11 protein-coding genes are annotated in these 20,001 nt (G+C 59.8%); 5 read left to right on the plus strand and 6 right to left on the minus strand.

Going from position 1 to position 20,001, the window contains the following annotated elements; translation table 11 throughout:
- Positions 1-41 precede the first annotated feature (41 nt).
- From purH to AC07N8_RS19715, 4 genes are all read left to right on the plus strand, one after another.
- Positions 42-1,649 (plus strand): bifunctional phosphoribosylaminoimidazolecarboxamide formyltransferase/IMP cyclohydrolase, encoded by a 1,608-nt coding sequence (purH, locus tag AC07N8_RS19700; RefSeq protein ID WP_483841163.1) that lies wholly within the window; start codon positions 42-44, stop codon positions 1,647-1,649.
- Between the two features lie 155 nt (positions 1,650-1,804).
- A complete protein-coding gene (gene purD, locus AC07N8_RS19705; RefSeq protein ID WP_493145684.1) occupies positions 1,805-3,100 on the plus strand; it encodes a phosphoribosylamine--glycine ligase in 1,296 nt (431 codons plus the stop codon).
- 100 nt (positions 3,101-3,200) lie between these two features.
- Positions 3,201-5,978, plus strand: coding sequence for a hybrid sensor histidine kinase/response regulator (locus AC07N8_RS19710; protein WP_493145685.1), 2,778 nt, complete (start codon positions 3,201-3,203; stop codon positions 5,976-5,978).
- 63 nt (positions 5,979-6,041) lie between these two features.
- On the plus strand, positions 6,042-6,638 hold the full coding sequence (locus AC07N8_RS19715) for a MarC family protein (protein WP_483841160.1): 597 nt from the start codon (positions 6,042-6,044) through the stop codon (positions 6,636-6,638).
- Positions 6,639-6,688: 50 nt separating this feature from the next.
- Here the strand turns inward: AC07N8_RS19715 and AC07N8_RS19720 are convergent, their stop codons facing one another.
- Both AC07N8_RS19720 and AC07N8_RS19725 read right to left on the minus strand, forming a co-directional pair.
- Entirely contained in the window at positions 6,689-13,807 is a 7,119-nt protein-coding gene (locus AC07N8_RS19720) for a TcdA/TcdB pore-forming domain-containing protein (RefSeq protein ID WP_493145686.1), read from the minus strand.
- A gap of 95 nt (positions 13,808-13,902) precedes the next feature.
- On the minus strand, positions 13,903-14,727 hold the full coding sequence (locus AC07N8_RS19725) for a hypothetical protein (protein WP_493145687.1): 825 nt from the start codon (positions 14,725-14,727) through the stop codon (positions 13,903-13,905).
- 213 nt (positions 14,728-14,940) lie between these two features.
- On the opposite strand from AC07N8_RS19725, the gene AC07N8_RS19730 reads away from it, so the two are divergent.
- Positions 14,941-15,588 (plus strand): hypothetical protein, encoded by a 648-nt coding sequence (locus AC07N8_RS19730; RefSeq protein WP_493145688.1) that lies wholly within the window; start codon positions 14,941-14,943, stop codon positions 15,586-15,588.
- A gap of 40 nt (positions 15,589-15,628) precedes the next feature.
- Here AC07N8_RS19730 and cobJ read toward each other — a convergent pair whose 3' ends face one another.
- The 4 genes from cobJ to cobG are packed head-to-tail and all read right to left on the minus strand — an operon-like array spanning position 15,629 to position 19,989.
- The gene (gene cobJ / locus AC07N8_RS19735) at positions 15,629-17,332 is read right to left on the minus strand and encodes a precorrin-3B C(17)-methyltransferase (RefSeq protein ID WP_493145689.1); all 1,704 of its coding nucleotides are present in this window, start codon (positions 17,330-17,332) and stop codon (positions 15,629-15,631) included.
- A complete protein-coding gene (locus tag AC07N8_RS19740; RefSeq protein ID WP_262172661.1) occupies positions 17,332-18,063 on the minus strand; it encodes a precorrin-2 C(20)-methyltransferase in 732 nt (243 codons plus the stop codon). The genes cobJ and AC07N8_RS19740 overlap by 1 nt, the downstream gene beginning before the upstream one ends.
- A complete protein-coding gene (locus tag AC07N8_RS19745) occupies positions 18,063-18,689 on the minus strand; it encodes a precorrin-8X methylmutase (RefSeq protein WP_493145690.1) in 627 nt (208 codons plus the stop codon). The genes AC07N8_RS19740 and AC07N8_RS19745 overlap by 1 nt, the downstream gene beginning before the upstream one ends.
- Complete coding sequence (gene cobG / locus AC07N8_RS19750) at positions 18,682-19,989, minus strand: precorrin-3B synthase (protein ID WP_493145691.1); 1,308 nt, start codon at positions 19,987-19,989, stop codon at positions 18,682-18,684. The genes AC07N8_RS19745 and cobG overlap by 8 nt, the downstream gene beginning before the upstream one ends.
- Positions 19,990-20,001: the final 12 nt, after the last annotated feature.

The raw sequence follows: 20,001 nt of genomic DNA on the forward strand, positions 1-20,001 counted from the left end.
CGCCTTTTTTGCTGACTCCTTTGCTTTTGATGGAAATTGAAATGACCGACCAGACTACCCGCCTGCCGATCCGCCGCGCCTTGATCAGCGTTTCCGACAAGACCGGGATCCTCGAATTCGCCAAAGAGCTTGAAGCCCTGGGCGTCGAGATCCTCTCTACCGGCGGGACGTTCAAGCTGCTGCGTGACAACGGCGTTGCCGCAGTGGAAGTCGCGGATTACACCGGTTTCGCAGAAATGATGGACGGTCGGGTGAAGACCCTGCACCCGAAAATCCACGGCGGGATCCTCGGTCGTCGCGGTATCGACGATGCGATCATGAACGAGCACGGCATCAAGCCGATCGATCTGGTGGCGGTCAACCTGTACCCGTTCGAAGCGACCATCAACAAGCCAGGCTGCGACCTGCCGACCGCGATCGAGAACATCGATATCGGCGGCCCGACCATGGTCCGCTCTGCTGCCAAGAACCACAAAGACGTGGCCATCGTGGTGAATGCCAGCGACTACGCCAGCGTCCTCGAAAGCCTCAAGGCCGGCGGCCTGACCTACGCTCAGCGTTTCGACCTGATGCTCAAGGCGTTCGAACACACCGCTGCCTACGACGGCATGATCGCCAACTACATGGGCACCGTGAACCAGGCCGCTGACACCCTCAGCACCGAAGGTCGCAGCGAATTCCCGCGCACCTTCAACAGCCAGTTCGTCAAGGCTCAGGAAATGCGCTACGGCGAGAACCCGCACCAGAGCGCGGCGTTCTACGTGGAAGCCAAGCCTGCCGAAGTCGGCATCGCCACCGCGACCCAACTGCAAGGCAAAGAGCTGTCGTACAACAACGTGGCCGACACCGACGCCGCGCTGGAATGCGTGAAGAGCTTCGTCAAGCCAGCCTGCGTGATCGTCAAGCACGCCAACCCGTGCGGCGTGGCCGTGAGCCCGGACGCCGAAGGCGGTATCCGCCAGGCCTACGAACTGGCCTACGCCACCGACACCGAATCGGCGTTCGGCGGCATCATCGCCTTCAACCGCGAGCTGGATGCTGAAACGGCCAAGGCCATCGTCGAGCGCCAGTTCGTCGAAGTGATCATCGCCCCAAGCGTCAGCGAAGAAGCCCGCGCCATCGTGGCTGCCAAAGCCAACGTGCGCCTGCTGGCCTGCGGCGAGTGGTCGGCTGATCGCGCCGCTGCCTGGGATTACAAACGCGTCAACGGTGGCCTGCTGGTGCAGAGCCGCGACATCGGCATGATCGGTGCCGACGACCTGAAAGTCGTGACCAAGCGCGCCCCGACCGAACAGGAAATCAACGACCTGATCTTCGCCTGGAAAGTCGCCAAGTACGTGAAGTCCAACGCCATCGTCTACGCCAAGAACCGTCAGACCATCGGTGTCGGCGCCGGCCAGATGAGCCGTGTGAACTCGGCGCGTATCGCTGCGATCAAGGCTGAACACGCTGGTTTGCAGGTAGCCGGCTCTGTGATGGCATCGGACGCGTTCTTCCCGTTCCGTGACGGCCTGGACAATGCGGCCAAGGTCGGTATCACTGCGGTGATCCAGCCAGGTGGCTCGATGCGCGATGCAGAAGTGATTGCTGCTGCTGACGAAGCCGGCATCGCCATGGTATTCACCGGCATGCGCCACTTCCGTCACTAAGTACGACGATCAACTGTGGGAGCGAGCCTGCTCGCGAAGACGGCGGCACATCCAACAATGATGTGACTGACACACCGCTTCGCGAGCAGGCTCGCTCCCACAGAAAAGCAGCCTCATTGCTGCATCCAGAATTAGCGTCATCCGAGGTTTTTGAAATGAATGTTTTGATCATTGGCAGCGGTGGCCGTGAACACGCACTGGCCTGGAAAGTGGCTCAGGATCCGCGCGTGCAGAAAGTCTTCGTGGCACCCGGCAACGCCGGCACCGCCATCGAAGCCAAGTGCGAAAACGTCGCCATCGACGTGCTGGCTCTCGAACAGCTGGCAGACTTTGCCGAGAAAAACGTTTCCCTGACTATCGTCGGTCCGGAAGTACCACTGGTGGCCGGCGTCGTCGATCTTTTCCGCAGCCGTGGCCTGGATTGCTTCGGTCCGACCGCTGGCGCTGCCCAGCTGGAAGGTTCGAAAGCCTTCACCAAGGACTTCCTCGCGCGTCACAAGATCCCGACCGCCGACTACCAGAACTTCACCGAGATCGAGCCAGCCCTGGCTTATCTGCGTGAAAAAGGCGCACCGATCGTGATCAAGGCCGATGGCCTGGCCGCTGGTAAAGGCGTGATCGTTGCCATGACCCTGGCCGAAGCCGAAGACGCCGTGCGCGACATGCTTGCGGGCAATGCGTTCGGTGATGCCGGTTCGCGCGTAGTGATCGAAGAATTCCTCGACGGCGAAGAAGCCAGCTTCATCGTCATGGTCGACGGCAAGAACGTGCTGCCAATGGCCACCAGCCAGGACCACAAACGCGTCGGCGACGGCGACACCGGCCCGAACACCGGCGGCATGGGCGCTTACTCCCCTGCCCCGGTCGTGACTGCCCAAGTGCACCAACGGGTCATGGACCTGGTGATCTGGCCGACCGTTCGCGGCATGGCCGAGGAAGGCAACGTCTACACTGGCTTCCTGTACGCCGGCCTGATGATCGACAAGGCTGGTAACCCAAAAGTCATCGAGTTCAACTGCCGTTTCGGCGATCCTGAGACCCAACCGGTAATGCTGCGTCTGCAGTCGAGCCTGGTATTGCTGGTCGAAGCGGCGCTGGCGCAAGCGCTCGACAAGGTCGAAGCGCAATGGGATCCACGTCCGAGCGTCGGCATCGTGTTGGCCGCTGGCGGTTATCCGGGTGACTACGCCAAAGGCGTGGCCATCAATGGTCTGGATGCAGCCGCGGCACTGGAAGGCAAAGTCTTCCACGCCGGTACCGCACTCAAGGACGGTCAAGTGGTGACGGCCGGTGGTCGGGTGCTCTGCGCCACTGCCATGGGCGCCAGCGTCGATGCGGCTCAGCAGCAAGCTTACAAACTGGCAGCAAAAATTGACTGGGAAGGCTGTTTCTACCGCAAGGACATTGGCTACCGTGCCATTGCCCGTGAACGTGGCGAAAGCCAGGAGTAAGGCCATTCATTTGGCCGGGCAAGGGCCGCTGGTCCTTGCCCCACTATTCCGGCACTGCGCATCGTTATAATCTGGCATCAACCTACGAAGGGATTTCGCCGTGCGCTGGCTCAGGATCGCCATAAGCCTTACCGTCACTCTGCTGACCTTGCTCTGCATGCTTCCGGCCCAGGCCGCGCAAGGCAGTGGCTGGGCAGTATTGCTCGACGAACAGGGCGATTTGCAGCTCAGCGACATCCGTTCCGCTCGCTACACCAACCAATTCAGTCCCATCGAACTTGATCGCCTCAATGCGGCCGAGCCCGATGGCGCGTTATGGCTACGCTTCAGGCTGGCCCCCGGCAAGCATGAACAATTGCTGCGGGTGTTCGCCCCCGACCTGTCGTCGCTCAAACTGTTTGTCCTCGACGGCGACAAGCTGATCGATCAAGTGCAGACCGGCACCGGGCAGCCCCAGGCTGACCGCCCCCTGCCCAGCAGCGAGTTCATGTTGCCGCTGCCGCAAAGTGACACGCCCCTCGACGTCTACGTGCGACTGGTCTCCGACCATCAGCTGCGGCCATATATCACCCTGCAATCGGCGGTCATGACTGCGGCCAGTCAGAACCAGACGCTGATCTACGGATTGCTGTTCGGTTGCCTTTGCATGCTGATCCTGCACAACTTCGTCCGCTACGCCTACACACGCTCGCGCAGCAGCCTTTGGCTGGCCTGGTGTGAAGGGTTGTTGATGCTCAGCCTGCTGCTTCTGCTGAACCTGGCCGGGCCCTGGTTACCGAACTGGCACGCCATCCAGACGCCGGGCGCCTACATCGCGTTATTGCTGACAGCGCCGAGCGGCTTGATGCTCGCCTGGCGCTTCTTTGCCCCGCTTGGCCCTCACGCGCTGAACAAATTGCTGCTGGCGGACATTCTGTTCATCGTCGTCTGCGGCCTGCTGCTGTTGTTCGTCAACACCCTGCCGCTGAACATTATCACCTACGCCCTGGTAGCCCTGGCAGGCCTGAGCATGTTGTTCGTCAGCGCCTATCACTGGCAAAAGGGTTATCGCCCGGCGCGCTTTTTCGTCGCGGCGATGGTGGTGTTCAACATCGGCACGCTGATCATATTGCCCGCACTGCTGGGACTGACCCAGGTCGCGCCGCAAGGCCTGATCACTACCCTTCTGGTGTTCATCTGCATCAGTGGCCTGCTGATGAGCATTGCCCTGAGTGAACGTCAGCGCAGCATCACCGAAGATCGCTTCAGCATCAGCCGCGACCTGGCCGCCAGCAACGCCGAGATCAACGCCAAGGCCGAATTCCTGGCGAAAATCAGCCATGAAATCCGTACCCCCATGAATGGCGTGCTGGGCATGACCGAGCTGCTGTTGGGCACGCCACTGTCGGTCAAGCAACGCGACTACGTACAAACCATTCATAGCGCCGGCAACGAACTGCTGACGCTCATCAACGAGATCCTCGACATCTCCAAGCTCGAGTCAGGGCAGATCGAACTGGACGATGTGCAGTTCGACCTCAACGCCTTGATTGAAGACTGCCTCAGTATCTTCCGCGCCAAGGCCGAGCAGCAGAATGTCGAACTGATCAGCTTTATTCAGCCACAGGTGCCGCGCGTCATCAGCGGTGACCCGACACGCCTGCGCCAGACCCTGCTCAGCCTGCTGGAAAACGCACTGAAGAAGACCGAAGAAGGCGAGATCCTGATCGTCGTCGCCCTTGATGAGCGCAGTGTCAAACCACGCCTGCGCATTGCCGTGCAGGACAGCGGTGTGCCGATGGAAGCCGAAGAGCGCGATGCCCTGATGCACGCCGAACTGCACAGCAAGCATTTCCTCTCGGCGACGAGTCTGGGCGGCAATCTGGGACTGGTGATCGCGCGTCAGCTGATCCGTCTGATGCAGGGCGAGTTCGGTATCAAGACCGGCGCCAACCAGGGCAGTACTTTATGGCTGACGCTGCCACTGGACCCGGACCGGCTAGAACACCCGACCTCTGACCTCGATGGCCCGCTGCAAGGTGCGCGCGTATTGGTGGTGGACGATAACGACACCTGCCGCAAAGTGCTGGTGCAGCAGTGCAGCGCCTGGGGCCTGAACGTCAGCGCCGTGCCGTCCGGCAAGGAAGCCCTGGCGTTGCTGCGCACCAAGGCGCATTTGCGCGACTACTTCGACGTGGTCCTGCTGGACCAGAACATGCCCGGCATGACCGGCATGCAACTGGCAGCCAAGATCAAGGAAGACCCAAGCCTCAATCACGACATTCTGCTGATCATGCTGACCGGCATCAGCAATGCCCCGAGCAAGATCATTGCGCGCAACTCCGGGATCAAACGCATCCTCGCCAAACCCGTGGCCGGCTACACCCTCAAGACCACCCTCGCGGACGAGCTGAATCAACGCAACAAAGGCCCGGCCGCTTCGCATCACCTGTCGACCGGCCCGGCACTTCCGGTAAAGGTTCCGAGCGACTTCCGCATCCTCGTGGCCGAAGACAACACGATCTCGACCAAGGTGATTCGCGGCATGCTCGGCAAGCTCAACCTGCAACCGGACACCGCCAGCAATGGCGAAGAAGCCTTGCAAGCCATGAAAGCCCAGCGCTACGACCTGGTGTTGATGGACTGTGAAATGCCGATCCTCGATGGCTTCTCCGCCACCCAGCAACTGCGCGCCTGGGAAGTCGGCAATCAACGAACACGCACTCCCGTGGTGGCGTTGACCGCGCATATCCTTGCCGAGCACAAAGAGCGTGCGCGCCAGGCCGGGATGGACGGGCACATGGCCAAGCCCGTCGAGCTGTCGCAATTGCGTGACCTGATCGAGCATTGGGTTGCCGAGCGTGATCAGCAGAACCGGGCCACGGTGCAACCGTCCTGAGCCGACAGACTCCGCAACGCCTGATAGACTCCCTTCGACGTCCCTAGCCAGTGAGCTTGCACCATGCTCCAAGTGTTGTTCAGCGTTTACCTGAAGATGCTGGTGCTCTACAGCCCGTTCTTCGTGTTGTCCTGTTTCATCAGCTTGACTCGCGGCTACTCGCGCAAGGAACAACGACGCCTGGCCTGGAAAGTGGCGCTTGCCACGTTGGTGTCCAGCGTCTTGCTGTACCTGTTCGGGCGGGTGATTTTCAGTGTGTTCGGCATTACCGTGGACGCATTCCGCATCGGGGCCGGCAGCGTGCTGTTCATCTCGGCGCTGGGCATGGCCCAAGGCAAGCCGGCGGTGCAAACCGACAACGTGCAGCAGGACGTGACCATTGTCCCGCTGACCATTCCCTTGACGGTCGGCCCCGGCACCATCGGTGCATTGCTGGTGATGGGCATCGGCCAACCGCATTGGGATGACAAGCTCACGGCCATTCTCAGTATTACCCTGGCCAGTTTTACCGTGGGTGTCGTGCTTTATCTGTCCAACCACATCGAGCGAATTCTCGGTGACCAGGGATTGCAGATCGTCAGCCGGTTAATGGGGTTGTTCGTCTGCGCACTGGCCGCGCAAATCATCTTTACCGGGGTGAAAGGCTACCTGGTTCCCTGACATTCAAGGCCGCAGGTTCGAGAGAACCTGCGGCCTTGTTTCAATCGGACTCAGTGCTGCCCGTTGCCGGAACGCTCCTCTGCAATCGGGAGGTCGATGCGCTGCTCCGGTACAAGCTCGCTGAGCAAGACGTTGTCCTTTTTACCTTGCTTGGTCAGCAACGCGTTGACCAACAAGGACACAGCAAAAGATCGATACCCTTCTATGCCAAGGAACACGTCGCCCCGCAAGGTGACATCCGCCGAGAACACATCGCGAAAGATCAGGCTGTGCCCACAGTCGGGATCGACCATCACCAAGTGCTCCCGAACCTTGCTCAGCGTCAGTTGGTCTGAGGCGCCCAACGCCCAGATCAACTTGCCGGGAATTGACACATCACGTCCCGGGATCGGCCGGCAGTCGACAATGACCGACTCCAACCGGAACCAGACAGCCTTCGACAAGCAGTATGTGACGGCGCCCTGCCCCAGTCGAAGGACCAACGTGTTCACGTCGTCGGGAATCAACGGCATCAGGTCAATGACTGTCTTCTGTCCTTCGATCACCAGCACTTCAGAGTTGCGCTGAATATAACGGACGGGGCCGGACTTCTCCTTGCCGGGGTAAGTGTGGAGCAGCCCGTCTTTACGCTCATGCAGCAACACACTGGTTTGGTGCTGTGTCCCCAAGAGTTCGAACTCATCCGGTGCCGAAGCCGCCGCAATCCGAATCAATCGCCCGGTTTCAGACACGTACCATTGCAGGTTGTCGGGTTGCTCTATCGCAAGGAACGCCGCGTGCCGGTGGTTCTGGGCCAGCTGTTTAAGGCCATCCTGCAACGGGCCGGTCTGAGCAGTCACCCAATCACCATTGACCCCGGCGATCAATACCGACTCCTGATAGCGCAACTCCACATTGATGCCCTCAAGCGTTGTTGCGCGAAGTCCTGCGCCTTCTGCTGTGACATCGGCAAAGCGCCAGGGCGCCCACTCACGCACCGGCGCCGGTATGGCGTCGGCCTGCAACACTCTCGAGCCCTGGCCAAATGCACGGTCCAGTTGCGCAGGATCGATAAAGCGTTGGCGGTAGATTTCACCGGTTGAAAGCTCCAGCAACCAGGCCGAAGCGTTGTCCGGCGTAACGCTGAGCAAGCGCACTTCCCCACCACGCCCCAGATCGGATAACAGCAACCGATTGTTCACGTACCAGGCACTTAGCCGCAGATGACCGTGCATGTGGGTCAATCCCACAATGGCAAAACTCGCGGCCGGGTATTGGCCTGCCACGGTGTCGAGTGCCAGCCACCACAGTGCCCGATCCTTGAGCCAGTCATCCGTCACGCCACCCAGTTGCAGGCGACCTTCAGCGGTCACATTGAAGAACAGGCCTTTATCGGTCAGCGCCAGATACTCCTCTTCAACGGCAACCACGTTCACCAGCCCTGCGGGTTCAATCCGTTCAACGCTCCAGGTCCCGTTGATTCGTTGCTGCCGGGACAGACGCTTGGCAACCTTGTCGTAGACGACGAACACATCACCTTCATGGTTCGTCGGCGGGACAAGTGTGAGTTCTTGCAGATTCTTGATCGAGTCAGGCCAGCCTCGCTCCCGGTGTCGCGACGCGGCAGGGCGGACAATCAGGCGGTCACTGCGGCGAATCCAGGCGAGGTCGCGCAGTGTCGAATCCACCTTCCAGCAGATAGAAACGTACGCCGCAGGCTGCCAGTCGACTGTGGTCACCACAGCGTTGGCCGGTGTATGCGCAAATACAACATGCTCACCCAATACCTGAGCCCAGTCGTCGAGTGTCTCGCGCTGGTTCACGACCACTTCCAATGCCGGGTCCAGGTCTCGAGTCATCGAACTCAAGAACAGTTCGTCTTCATGCAGCTGGTAGACAAACTCATCCACCGTCAGGTCTTTGCGAGTGACCTTTTGCACGAGGGTGATCACCCCATGCGCCGTCTCTTTGCAGTGGGTGATAAGACTGTCGGCGGCTTCAGCAAGCAATAGCCGATAACGCCGGTCAAGCAGGCCAGTCACTGCATCGACTTGCCAGACAAGGTAGTTTCGCGGGTCATAGAAGTACGCATAACCGTTGACCACCGCACCCAGTAACGCCTCATTGGCCTCACCCAGCGCATCGTCGCGGATGTACAGAAAGCGATCGAAAGCCGAGTCGTACCAAGCCGTCGTAAACCTCGGTTCATCCGGTTTTTCGAAGGGGACAGGAAACTGATGAACCGGCGTGTAAGGCATGCCCAAGCGATGCGCTCGGGCCAGCGTCTTGAAGTGATCCTGCAACGCCTGGGCATCCATGCCCGGGGTCGCGTCCTGCTCGATAACCATCAATGTCGTCTTGGCAAAATCGACCTTGAAGACTTGATTCTTGCCGATCTTTATCAGGACCTCATGTCGCCCCTTGCCGCTCATCTCGACGTTGATGGCGCCGATAGAGAGGCCGCCAAAACGCTCCACCCGAATATCGCTTTGCTTGGCCCAAGAGGCTTGCAGCAACCAACGCGAGGTCTCCTGGCTCGACGACTCCAGTTCAACGCTCACTCCGGGATTGAGCACGAGCGAGCAGTCCGCACCTGCGCCCTCGATTTTATAAGTGATCTTGTCGTGCCACGGTTTCGGCAGGGCGGGGACCACCAGCGTGCGCGCGATCGCGTCCAGCCGAACAGTGATTACCGTCGGCTGATAGACCGGGTTCAGCCGATAGACAATGTAGTCACCGGGAAACGAATAGAACGAAAACAGGAACTGACGCTGGCCATCCACTTTGCGCTTCTCCAGGCGACGCGCCGTATCAAACCCGACGTCGTGGCGCAGCGTCGAAAAGGGCAGCCATTTGTATTCATAGCCGTAAACCGTTTTAGGCGTGCAAGGCAGCACAATGGCCTGGCCGGCAGCGGGTGAAAACCCGGCGCGTCCTGGCAAACCGAGTTCGCGGCGAACATCAATCGCTCGGGCGTAATCCACCTCAAAGTCGGGGACCCCGAAATGATCACGCAGGGGGAACAGCTCAGGGCTGCCGAAGACCAGGGTTCGCGCCCTCAGGTCGATCGTCTGGAACACCAGAACCGATTGAGGCAGCCATGCGTCGGCCGCGCCATCGAAACGATAGCCGCCTTCGCGAAGGGCGCGTTCCAGCCCGTCAAAAAACAACCCGACCTGTTTGACCTCTTCGGCAATGACCGCAAAACCCTGGGCGAGCGCCGCCGCGCCAATCGCCAGGCCGCCCAGAATCACACCGGCACCACCCAGCACCGCGGCCGCTGTGCTCGCCCCCACTACACCGGCACCGATTCCGGCCCCCGCCAGCAGCACGCTGGCGGAATCGAATGCCAGTTGAGTACCGTACTGCGCGCGCTCAACGTCGTTGTCGGCCGTGGACAACTGGTAGATATCGAATCCTGCGTTGGCCAGGCCCAGGATCGTACCCACGCCTTCATTGGCGACATGCCCCAATGCTTCGGTCACCACCGGCGCACAGGTTTGAGCGATCACCTTCTCTTCAGCCAGCGCCTGGCGCACCAGCTTGACCAGCCCCAGCACATCGACCACGTTGCCATGCACCAGCTGTGCGTAATTGACGTAGGCGTGCAGCCGAACAGCCATCGTCAGGGGTCTCCCGGCACCTTCCTGATTGCGCAACGCGTTCATCAGCGCCTGGAGGGTGAACCCCGCGTTCAAGGTATGAACGCTGCCCGCGCCCGTCGGATCCGGCTCGTTGACCGGCATCCGGGGTTTTGCCGCCAGCGCAGAGAATTGCTCTGACAGATACGTCTTGATGCGCAGGAAGCGCTGATCATTGGTGATGACTTGCACCAGGTGCTTAGGCTTCTGGGGATCGATAAGGCTCAGGCGATACTCACCGACCGGGGTCACCTCCAGTGTCTCGAACAACGGGACAAACTCATGCGACAGCTGGTTTTTTTCCAGTAGATCGATGGTTGCCTCGCGAATCTGCTGGCTCCACCCATAGCTGTCGAGTTCCAGCAGGCTGCTGCCCAGCCGTGGATTGCTCATCAGCGATTCGCCGTGAGCACTGGCCAGACGCTGGCGTACCACGGGCAATGACTGCTCCTTCAAGGGGCCGGGTTGCAGCAGCTCGGAGACACGAATCCCCGAAGGCAATACCGTCGCGGACAGACGAGCACCGTCCAGTTCGATCAGGTCAAATGCCGGCCGGATCGCGTCGCCATAAGCGGCGTACTGTTTGGCCATTTCATGGTGCAGGAAGAACTGCTCCAACGCTTCGCGAAACAGCAGCGGTTGCTCAAATTCGAACACACCGAAGTTCGGATCGTAGAAGTGATAGAGGCCGCGCTCGCCGACAAAGGTTTTCGCCACCAGCATCGAGTGGTTGTTGGAGTTGAGCATCAAGGTACTGGTGGCCGTCCTGGCTTCCAGTGCCGCCACCACCTGCGCCACATCAGAGCGCGCAAGGGCGGTGCCCATTTCGTTAAGCTGCACGCCGCACATCTCCTCCACCGCGTGCAGGAATACCGCGGAGTCATTTTCCTCGGGGTCAATAACCCCGAGGTAGAAGCGCTCCCGCAAAGTATTGGCGGCAGCAGGACCGTGTACCAACGCCGCGGCCATCGCCAGTGCCAGCGGATAACAGCGCCCCCCCACCCGCTCGCCAGCCCCCTGTAGAAGCAAATCCTGTGGCACCAGCTTCGTCGTACCCGCATGGAAGCTGTCCAGAACAATACCCACTCGCTCGACAACCCGGTCACGGTACTCAAGCTTGGCGACCTGTTGGATTCGGGCGACGTGCTGCCCCCACTGCCGCAAGGTCAGAGGTTGCGCGAGGGCATTGGTCTTGAGATCCAGTGCATGCTCGGAGAACGCTGGCGGTTCATCGGGCGCGCTGTTCATTCCTGCCACGAAGGCCGGCGCATTGTGTTTGAAGAGCTGACGTTCAATAGCCGCATAACGCCCCGAAACACCCAGATCGCGAAGCGTATTGACCAGGTTATCCAGCTCGGCACTCAGCGCCTCGAAGCTGCGGTTATCCAGGGCCTTGGCTCCCAGCAAAGCACCGAGCAACAGACGCTGAGAGGGGCTCAATTGCGTCGTCGAGAACGAGCCATTGGCGATTGCGCTCAAGATTTCATCGACTGACAGATGTTGGCTCATCGTGTCGCTCAGCGAGGCAGGAGGCAGCGTTTTAGCGTCCTGGGCGCTGATCGATTGCCTGTCATCAAAGCTCAACGGCACGGCCCTTTCAAACGTCACCGTATCGCTGAGCTGGTCATTCATCGCCTGCAGAAACGGCTCACCGAGTTCATCAGCCAAGTGTTGCAACAAATCGGTCGACAACACATGACGCCCTTCGATGACCGGCCAGCCTTCCTCGAAATCAATGGCCTGGTACTTCAGCAACGCCCCCATGTCACCCTTGAAGCGGTTTTTGAACTTCCCTTCCTGCCAGCGCTTTTGCTCACTGGCCAACCATTGGGAGGTGTCACTCGCGTTTTCTTTCCAGGAGTGATCCAGCTCCTCTTCAGTCGACCGGTTGACGGTCGCGATGGGAGCAATAGCGACATCCTCTCGCCAGTTGTCAGCCGCCTGCGGGGTGAAGTGCATTCGGACGTAGGCATCTATCGCGTCACGCATCGCCGCAGGTCCGGTCAGGTAGATCGTCACTTCGCTCTGTGGGCGAATACCATCGCTGTAATAGTTGGCGGCTGCTTCCACCAGAAAATTGAGCGCCAGGTCTTCTTCCATTGGCAGTTCTTGCAAAGGACCGAATTTTTTCTCGATGACCTCCCGCGCAAGATTGATCATCGCTTCAGCATCGATCAAGGCGACCTTTCTCTGCATGGCCAACCGAGCCGTGGCATCGACCATTTCGTAGTTGAGCCTGAAACGTTCGATGACTGCACTCAGCATTGCCGAGCCGGGATGCGCCATCAGGAATGCATTACTCAAACTGCTTTGCTCGGCGACAGCGCGCAGTCCGGCCGGACGAACGAGGCGCTCGACAGGTGGGCGGAACACACTTTTCAATGCTGGACGACTTTGGGCAAATCGTTCCAGCGCCGGACGATGTTCCTGGGGGATGACCTCAAAATAGTTTGTGTATTTGCTGCGAAGCGCCTGGCGGCCCGGCATCCATTCCGGATTGTGATCAAGCAACAATTGCAGCACGCCCAGGCGTGCATCCGCGCCAAACTGGCTGATGTCCACCTCACCCATCACGTCCAGAAGAGGCGGCAGGTTATCGACATCCGCGTAACTTCCCCCTTCAGCGATCAAGGCTTCGACGCGCACCACATCGGAGGCGGCGGCAAAGTTGCCGCGCAGGCTGATTTCTCGTTCATAAATGGCCTGCAAACGTAGCGGCGCACCATTGTTTGCCAGGTCACGAAGTTCAAGAGCGCCCTCGGCCAGCGCCGAAAGGCTTTCGTTGTTTTTGACCTTCAAGGCCTTCAAGTGCGCTTCGTTCTGCCCATAAGCGCGGACCAGAAGATCAATGCGTGCGCCGTCAGCTGATTCACCGCGTTTTACCGCGCGGGTGATATGCGCGCTCATCTGTTGCTTGAGGACAATGGCCCGCTCTTCGTACTTGTCACCCAGTTCAAACGCTGTCTGGCTGGTCGCTCCACCGTTGATCATCGCATCAGCCTTGGCGGCCTCGACCACGATCCGGTTGGTTTCGTAGGCCAGCAACGCGTCGCTGTCGTACCAGAGTTTGAGGTGATAGCCCTCCCCCGCGAGGGCTTGCTTCCAGACATTGATGTAATCGCGCTGGATATCCCCGATGCCGCCGCCAAGCCATACAAAGTGCAGGTTTTTCGGCACTTCGGTGGCGGTAACCCTTAGCTGCTCAACACTGCTGGACAACCGCGTCTGAAAAGCTTCAACCCGGTTGTGAATGTCTGTCAGCGTGGGGGACTGTCCTTCACCGGGTTCCGCCAGCACCGTCACTTCCGCAGAACGCCGGCGTCGCCTGGAGGGTTCTACAAAAGACCCAAGTGCCTGGAGCAGCAATCCAAGCGGCACACGCATTCGCGGTAAATCGAGCAATCCAATACAACCGAAGTAATACCGAAATGCCGCGTCGTATTCATCAGTGCCTTTGTACTCGTGTAATGCCAGTTCAAGATCAGACAACTTGAAAAGATCAATAAAACTGACGTAACCGTTCGCACGGCGAGCTTCTTGCTCACGCACAGACACACCTCCCTGTAAAAAGACTAACAATGATTAAAAATCAAACCCCTCGACGACTAAAAGGCCAATGACATTGCATCACTGGCCCGAGAAACTTACTGAATGGCGCTCTTGCGCCGTTGAAACCTTTTACTCAGCACCGCCTTATAATGTTGACCAAGATACTCTTCCAGCTCATCCTTGACTGCCGCATAACGAAGTGGATTAAAAGTAATGTAAGAACTGCCGCGAAAAATATCGCGCCCCGATGTTTTCCAGTCGAAAAAAACAAGCCCGGTTTCCTGTTGACCACCGACGCTATCAATCGATGACATCGAAGTCAGAATAATACCGTTTGCCAACTGATCGCAGGGCATTACCGCCAACCTGACGCCTTTGTCTTTAGTGACTTCACGATTAAACAAATTGATTGCTTCAGGTTCTTTCTTCAACGCAATCAACGTCGAGTCGACTATCGCACTGAGCGCCGCAGCACCAGGAATCGCTGCCTTCGCTGCATCGACGCCAGCCTTGATGATATCGGTGACAATGTTATCCATCGTCAGTTGACGAGCGCTCTTCTGATAGGCGGTGTACCCCGCGTCCGCGACAAAACACCCCACGTCATCCATACACTGAAGAAAAGCGAGATACCAGGCTCGCGGGTTATTGCCTGGAACTTCGAAACTGGCCTCCAGTTTTGCAAACTTGATCAGGTTTTCGATAATGGCCATGTTTTCCAGAGAAATATTGGCGCCATAGCCCACGAGTGTATCGGCCAACACCACTGCATCCAGTTCTTTGGTCGGGCTGGAAGGGGCTGTTACCGCAAATCTCTTCACCCGTGAAACAGCAACCGGCATGGATGACCGCTTACTGATACGCGCTTTTACCAAAGCAATGCTTTCATCAATACTCAACACACTTTCCATCTTATCCATATTCAACACTTCCTTGTTTAATCAACTGCCCAATGCGGGCACAGACCGAATCTAACGCACCCTTCCCCAGCCAACAAACCGCAATTGAATTCCACATATGTATCAGAAACAAATACAAGCAAACTCATCATTAGCACTTTGCCTGACGAACTGTAATCTGCGCGAACACCGCAATATTCGCGGCACACGCGCTACATAACAAAGGAACTAGCCATGAGTATTGAAACAACTGCCGGAGTGGTAACAAGCCATAACCTTATCTCGTGCATTGACGAACTGTCTTTGCAAGATTTCGATGACTTGACCGATTGCACGCAACTCGCAACCCGGTCGGCCGACCTCGGTCACAATCGCTTCGCCAATTCACAACTCTGGCTGGATGAATACGTTCGCACATTGATATTTTTTGGCTGGTCGCTCCATGAAGGCGCCATCACAACACGCACACGCACGACGGTTTCGGGGAGCATTGCCGATGTTCTGGTGCAGAGCGCACACACCATGAATCCCAGGCAAGGCAAGGCCATGATTGACACCCTGGATGCGTTGAAGCCCGATAAACCCGCCCTGCTTTCACTGGATGAAGAAAGCCTTAAAGGCCATCGTTTTCAGGTAGCCCCATCCCGTTACGACTCAAAGGGGAACCTTCACATGGCCATCTTTAATCTTGAGTTGGTCGCCGATACCAAAAGAAGCAGTTTCTTGTTTTGGCCCTGGGAAAAACAATCGGCAACACTTGTTCAGCAACGTGCCTTTCTAAAATTGAACAGAGACGAACTCGACACGAAGAGGGCGCTTATGGCGGTCACGCTGCGTGGTCAGGTGATGAAACGATTTGCCTTGAGAAAGCGCCAGACATAAAAAAGATCAAATAAAAACGCCCCCGAAGGGGCGTCATGACTCAACTGGCGGGCTTGTCGCCGTACCAGCGCGGCGTATACACCCACTCACCACCCTCGGCACGCGGGAACACACAGGTTGTAGAAGAGCCGATCAGCACCATGGTGCGCATGTCCACCTGATCCGGGGTCAACTGCCCCAGCGTGGTGACACGCAAGGTCTGGCCCGGGCGACCAATGTCCCGCCCCAACACCACGGGCGTTTCTGCCGTGCGGTGTTGCGCGACAATCTCCAGTGCCCGCCCCAACTGCCACGGACGCGAACGCGAGATCGGGTTGTAGAACGCCAGCGCCAGGTCAGCCTGAGACGCCAGGTCCAGGCGCTTCTCGATGATTGCCCAAGGCTTGAGGTTGTCCGACAGGGACATCACGCAGAAGTCGTGGCCCAACGGCGCACCGGCCTGAGCCGCGGTGGCAAGCGAAGCTGAAACGCCTGGCAGAATCTCCAGATCAACGTTGTGCCAGCTCGGCTCCGTCGATTCGTGCAACGCTTCGAGCACCGCGGCTGCCATGGCGAACACGCCGGGATCGCCGGAAGACACGACCACCACCGAGCGCCCTTGGGCTGCCAGTTCGAACGCATGGCGAGCGCGCTGCATTTCCTCACGGTTATCGGTGCAGTGCAGCACCTGATCGTCGCGAAACGGCCCGGCCATGCGCACGTAGGTCTCGTAACCGAGCACATCATTGGCGCGCGCCAGCTCAGCCTTGACGGCCGGCACCATCAGTTCGGCAGCACCCGGGCCCAGGCCGATCACCGCCAGGCGACCACGCGCACGACCGATCCGGGCAAGGTCCAACGGCTGACTGGCCACGGCAATGGCAATACCTGCGTCCGCCGAAACGACGGTAGCGTCCGGCACGCTGTGGCGGGCCAGTTCGCTGACGTCGCCGCAATCCCCTGCAAACCGCAGCGGCACGCCCAGCTCAAGCGCCGCTTCGCGCAAGGCCGGGTTCGCCATGTGCAGATCGCTAGCCAACAGGCACGCCAGCGATTGCACGGCGATGTTGGCCTGATGCAACGCCGCGCGAATCGCCTTCGGCAGGTCCGCCACATCGGCGCTCACCGCCACCAGCACGCTGCGCGGGTAGATCAGCAACTCGTTGGCCGCTGGCATGCGTTCGGCACTGCCGACGTGAATCGACAACTGCGCCTGGGGATCTTCCGGCAACTGTGCTTGCGCCAGCCACGGTGCAGCCCCTTCGATGCGCACGCTCTGGCCGGCGAGCAAATCCGAGACAAAGCGTTTACCCAGTTCCAGATTACCGAGCGCGTAACCACTCGGCGGATTGAGCAGGCAAGTGCCAAAGCGCAATTCACCGCTGGTGGTAATCGCCGCTGAGACCTCAAGACCGGCGGCAATCTCCCGCGCCATGACGTTCACACCACCCAGCCCGCCGAGCAGCGGCACCACGGCGCTGCCGTCTTCAGCCACGGCCAGCACCGGCGGCTCGGCGCCTTTTTCCAGCAACAACGGCGCCAGCGTGCGAATGACGATGCCGGCCGCACACAGCGCGATGATCGGCGTGTCCTGTTGATAAAACTCACGCATGGTTGCGCCGAACTCGTGATACACACGGTCCGCGCCTTCTACCCGTTCAGCCAGGCCATGGATCAATGCGCCGGGGTAAACCTGCTGGATTTTGCGCGCCGTCGCGAGGCTGCCGTTACCGAGGATGACAATTGCCGGAACTGGACGGGCCATCAGCCTTGCCACCTTTCGCCGGGAACGATGATCAGCGAGAAGTATGGCGAGGACATCGGCTCGACCTGATCCAGCGGGACGATTTTCTGATTGGCCATGGTCGCGCGCTCAACGTACAGCGCGCGCTCCGCCAGGCCGAGTTCTTCGAGCACCTGACGCACTTTGGGGAAGTTACGCCCCAGCTTCATGATCACCGCCGCATCGGCATCGGCCAGCCGACGCTTAAGCTCGTCGTGAGGCAGCACGCCGGACAGCACCGACAAACTCTGATTGCGGTACACCAGCGGCGCGCCCAGCACCGAAGCGCCGCCGAGCATCGAGCACACGCCCGGCACGACTTCGGCTTCATAGCGTTCCGCCAGCCGATCATGCAGGTACATGTAAGAGCCGTAAAAGAACGGATCACCCTCGCAGATCACCGCCACGTCACGGCCCGCGTCCAGATGCGCCGCGAGCTCTTCGCCGGCTGCATCGTAGAAATCGCTGATCACTTGCTCGTACGACAGCGGGGCCGGCAGCGCTTCGGTCGTCACCGGGTACACCAGCGGCAGCAGCGTTTGCGCGTCCTGCAAATGCGCCTCGATGATGCCGAAGGCGTTGCCCTTTTTACCCTTGGCGACGAAGTACGCCACCACTGGCGATTCGCGCAACAGGCGCAGGGCTTTGACGGTAATCAGTTCCGGATCACCGGGGCCGACGCCCAGGCCGATCAAGCGTCCAGGTTGCTGCATCATTCGATCTCCGTGGCGAGGGCGTTGACGGCGGCGGCGGCCATGGCGCTACCGCCCAGCCGGCCTTGCATGATCACAAACGGCACACCGCGACTGTCGGCGGCGAGTGCGGCCTTGGATTCGGCGGCACCGACGAAGCCCACCGGGAAGCCGAGGATCAGGGCAGGTTTCGGCGCGCCGGCATCGAGCATTTCCAGCAGGTAAAACAGTGCGGTCGGCGCGTTGCCGATCACCACCACGCTGCCTTCCAGGTGCGGGCGCCACAGCTCCAGAGCCGCGGCGGAGCGGGTGTTGCCCAACTCTCGGGCCAGGTCCGGAACGCTGTCGTCGCGCAGGGTGCAAATCACCTGATTGTTCGCTGGCAGTCGCGCGCGGGTCACGCCTTCGCTGACCATCCGCGCGTCGCACAGGATCGGCGCACCAGCGGCCAGCGCCTCGCGCCCGGCCTTGCCCGCGCCTTCGGAAAACTGCAAGCCGTCGATGGCATCGACCATGCCGCAGGCGTGGATCACGCGCACCGCGAGTTTCTCCAGATCGGCGGGGATTCGTGCCAGGTTGGCCTCGGCGCGAATGATCGCGAAGGAGTTGCGATAGATCTCCTGACCGTCGCGTATGTAATCAAGCATCCAGGGGGCTCCGTGAGCGGTCGTCGAGCAAGGCTGCGACCGCTTCAATAGTAAGATTGCGTGCGTGCAGCGCGCCGAAACCGGGCTGTGCTGCATCGCGAAAATAGAGGTCGTAATGACCGGCAGAAACTGCCAGCAAGGTAATCGGCGCGATGTGCGCAGCGGCGCAGGAACGCGAGCAACCCGACAGGTGAATGTTCAGCGCCTGCCCTTGGCGTTGCAGCAGCGCGGCCAGTTGCCGGGCATCGCCCTTGGTGTCGGCCAGGCCTTTGCCGCAACCGGTCGAACCGGTGCAGGCGATCAGTTGGGCCAAGGCGTCGTCGGCCGAGCAGCGCAGGCCGAGTTGTTCGAGGCTGTGGATAACTTGAGCTGCATATTCGGTATGAACACCGGGCAGCAACAGGCTTTGCCACGGTGTGAAACGCAGGCTGGCGTTGCCGTGTTCCCGAGCCAGTTGTGCAACACCGCGCAGCATCGCGGGATCGAGACGTCCCAGCGGCGGCGCTGCGCCGATGTACACGCGCTCGGCGTCACGCTGCGGATGCGCGCCGATGTGCAAGAAGTCAGGTCCTGCGATGCGTTGCCAACCCTCGACGGCTTTCAGCGACACTCGCTCGGTCAGCCGAGCAAGAAACGCGTCGAGTGAACATTCAGCGAGCAGATGGCGCATGCGTGTCTGCTCGGGACGTGCCCCTTCAAGAAACAATTCCAGCACCGCAACGACCAGCGCATGCCCCTGATCCTGCGCCACCGAACCGGCGGGAAAGTCTGTCGGGCACCCGGCCAGACCGAAGGCCCACCGTTGTTCGCCATCACGCTCAACCGCTGAAAGCCACAAGTCATGGGGATGTTCGAGCATCGCCAAGGCTTCGCCGCCATCCAGTTGCACGGCAAATTTGGCGCTGAGGTCGTGCATGCGGGCATCGTTTTGCAGCGTGGCGAGTATCTGCCCTGCCAACGGGCGCGTGTCGATCAACAGGTGCTGGTCGATCCCGGCGCTCGGGCTGAGCATCAGGTTGCGCACATCATCGCCAGCGGCGCTGCTCGGGCCGAGCCCGGCCGCCATCAGGCTGTCGATCAAGGCGGCGTGTTCACCGCCGATCCCGCGAATTTGCAGGTTGGCGCGGTTGGTCGCCTCGATCACGCCCCCGGCATAGCGTTCGGCAGCCTGCGCCACCGCGTCGGCCTGATCGGCGCTGATCGAACCGCCATTCAACTTGATCCGGCAGATGCCGCCATCCAGTGCCTGAACAATACGCAGCAACCCCGGGCAAGCCGAGGGGCGTAAGGCAGTGGACATCGGACGTTCGTT

This window comes from Pseudomonas sp. GW821-FHT10C09 (assembly GCF_059415465.1).

Bases quoted from the DNA above. Each gene is read 5' to 3' on its own strand.
- purH (WP_483841163.1), top strand. From the start codon at position 42: ATGACCGACCAGACTACCCGCCTGCCGATCCGCCGCGCCTTGATCAGC.
- purD (WP_493145684.1), top strand. From the start codon at position 1,805: ATGAATGTTTTGATCATTGGCAGCGGTGGCCGTGAACACGCACTGGCC.
- AC07N8_RS19715 (WP_483841160.1), top strand. From the start codon at position 6,042: ATGCTCCAAGTGTTGTTCAGCGTTTACCTGAAGATGCTGGTGCTCTAC.
- AC07N8_RS19725 (WP_493145687.1), bottom strand. From the start codon at position 14,727: ATGGATAAGATGGAAAGTGTGTTGAGTATTGATGAAAGCATTGCTTTG.
- AC07N8_RS19730 (WP_493145688.1), top strand. From the start codon at position 14,941: ATGAGTATTGAAACAACTGCCGGAGTGGTAACAAGCCATAACCTTATC.
- cobJ (WP_493145689.1), bottom strand. From the start codon at position 17,332: ATGGCCCGTCCAGTTCCGGCAATTGTCATCCTCGGTAACGGCAGCCTC.
- AC07N8_RS19740 (WP_262172661.1), bottom strand. From the start codon at position 18,063: ATGCAGCAACCTGGACGCTTGATCGGCCTGGGCGTCGGCCCCGGTGAT.
- AC07N8_RS19745 (WP_493145690.1), bottom strand. From the start codon at position 18,689: ATGCTTGATTACATACGCGACGGTCAGGAGATCTATCGCAACTCCTTC.
- cobG (WP_493145691.1), bottom strand. From the start codon at position 19,989: ATGTCCACTGCCTTACGCCCCTCGGCTTGCCCGGGGTTGCTGCGTATT.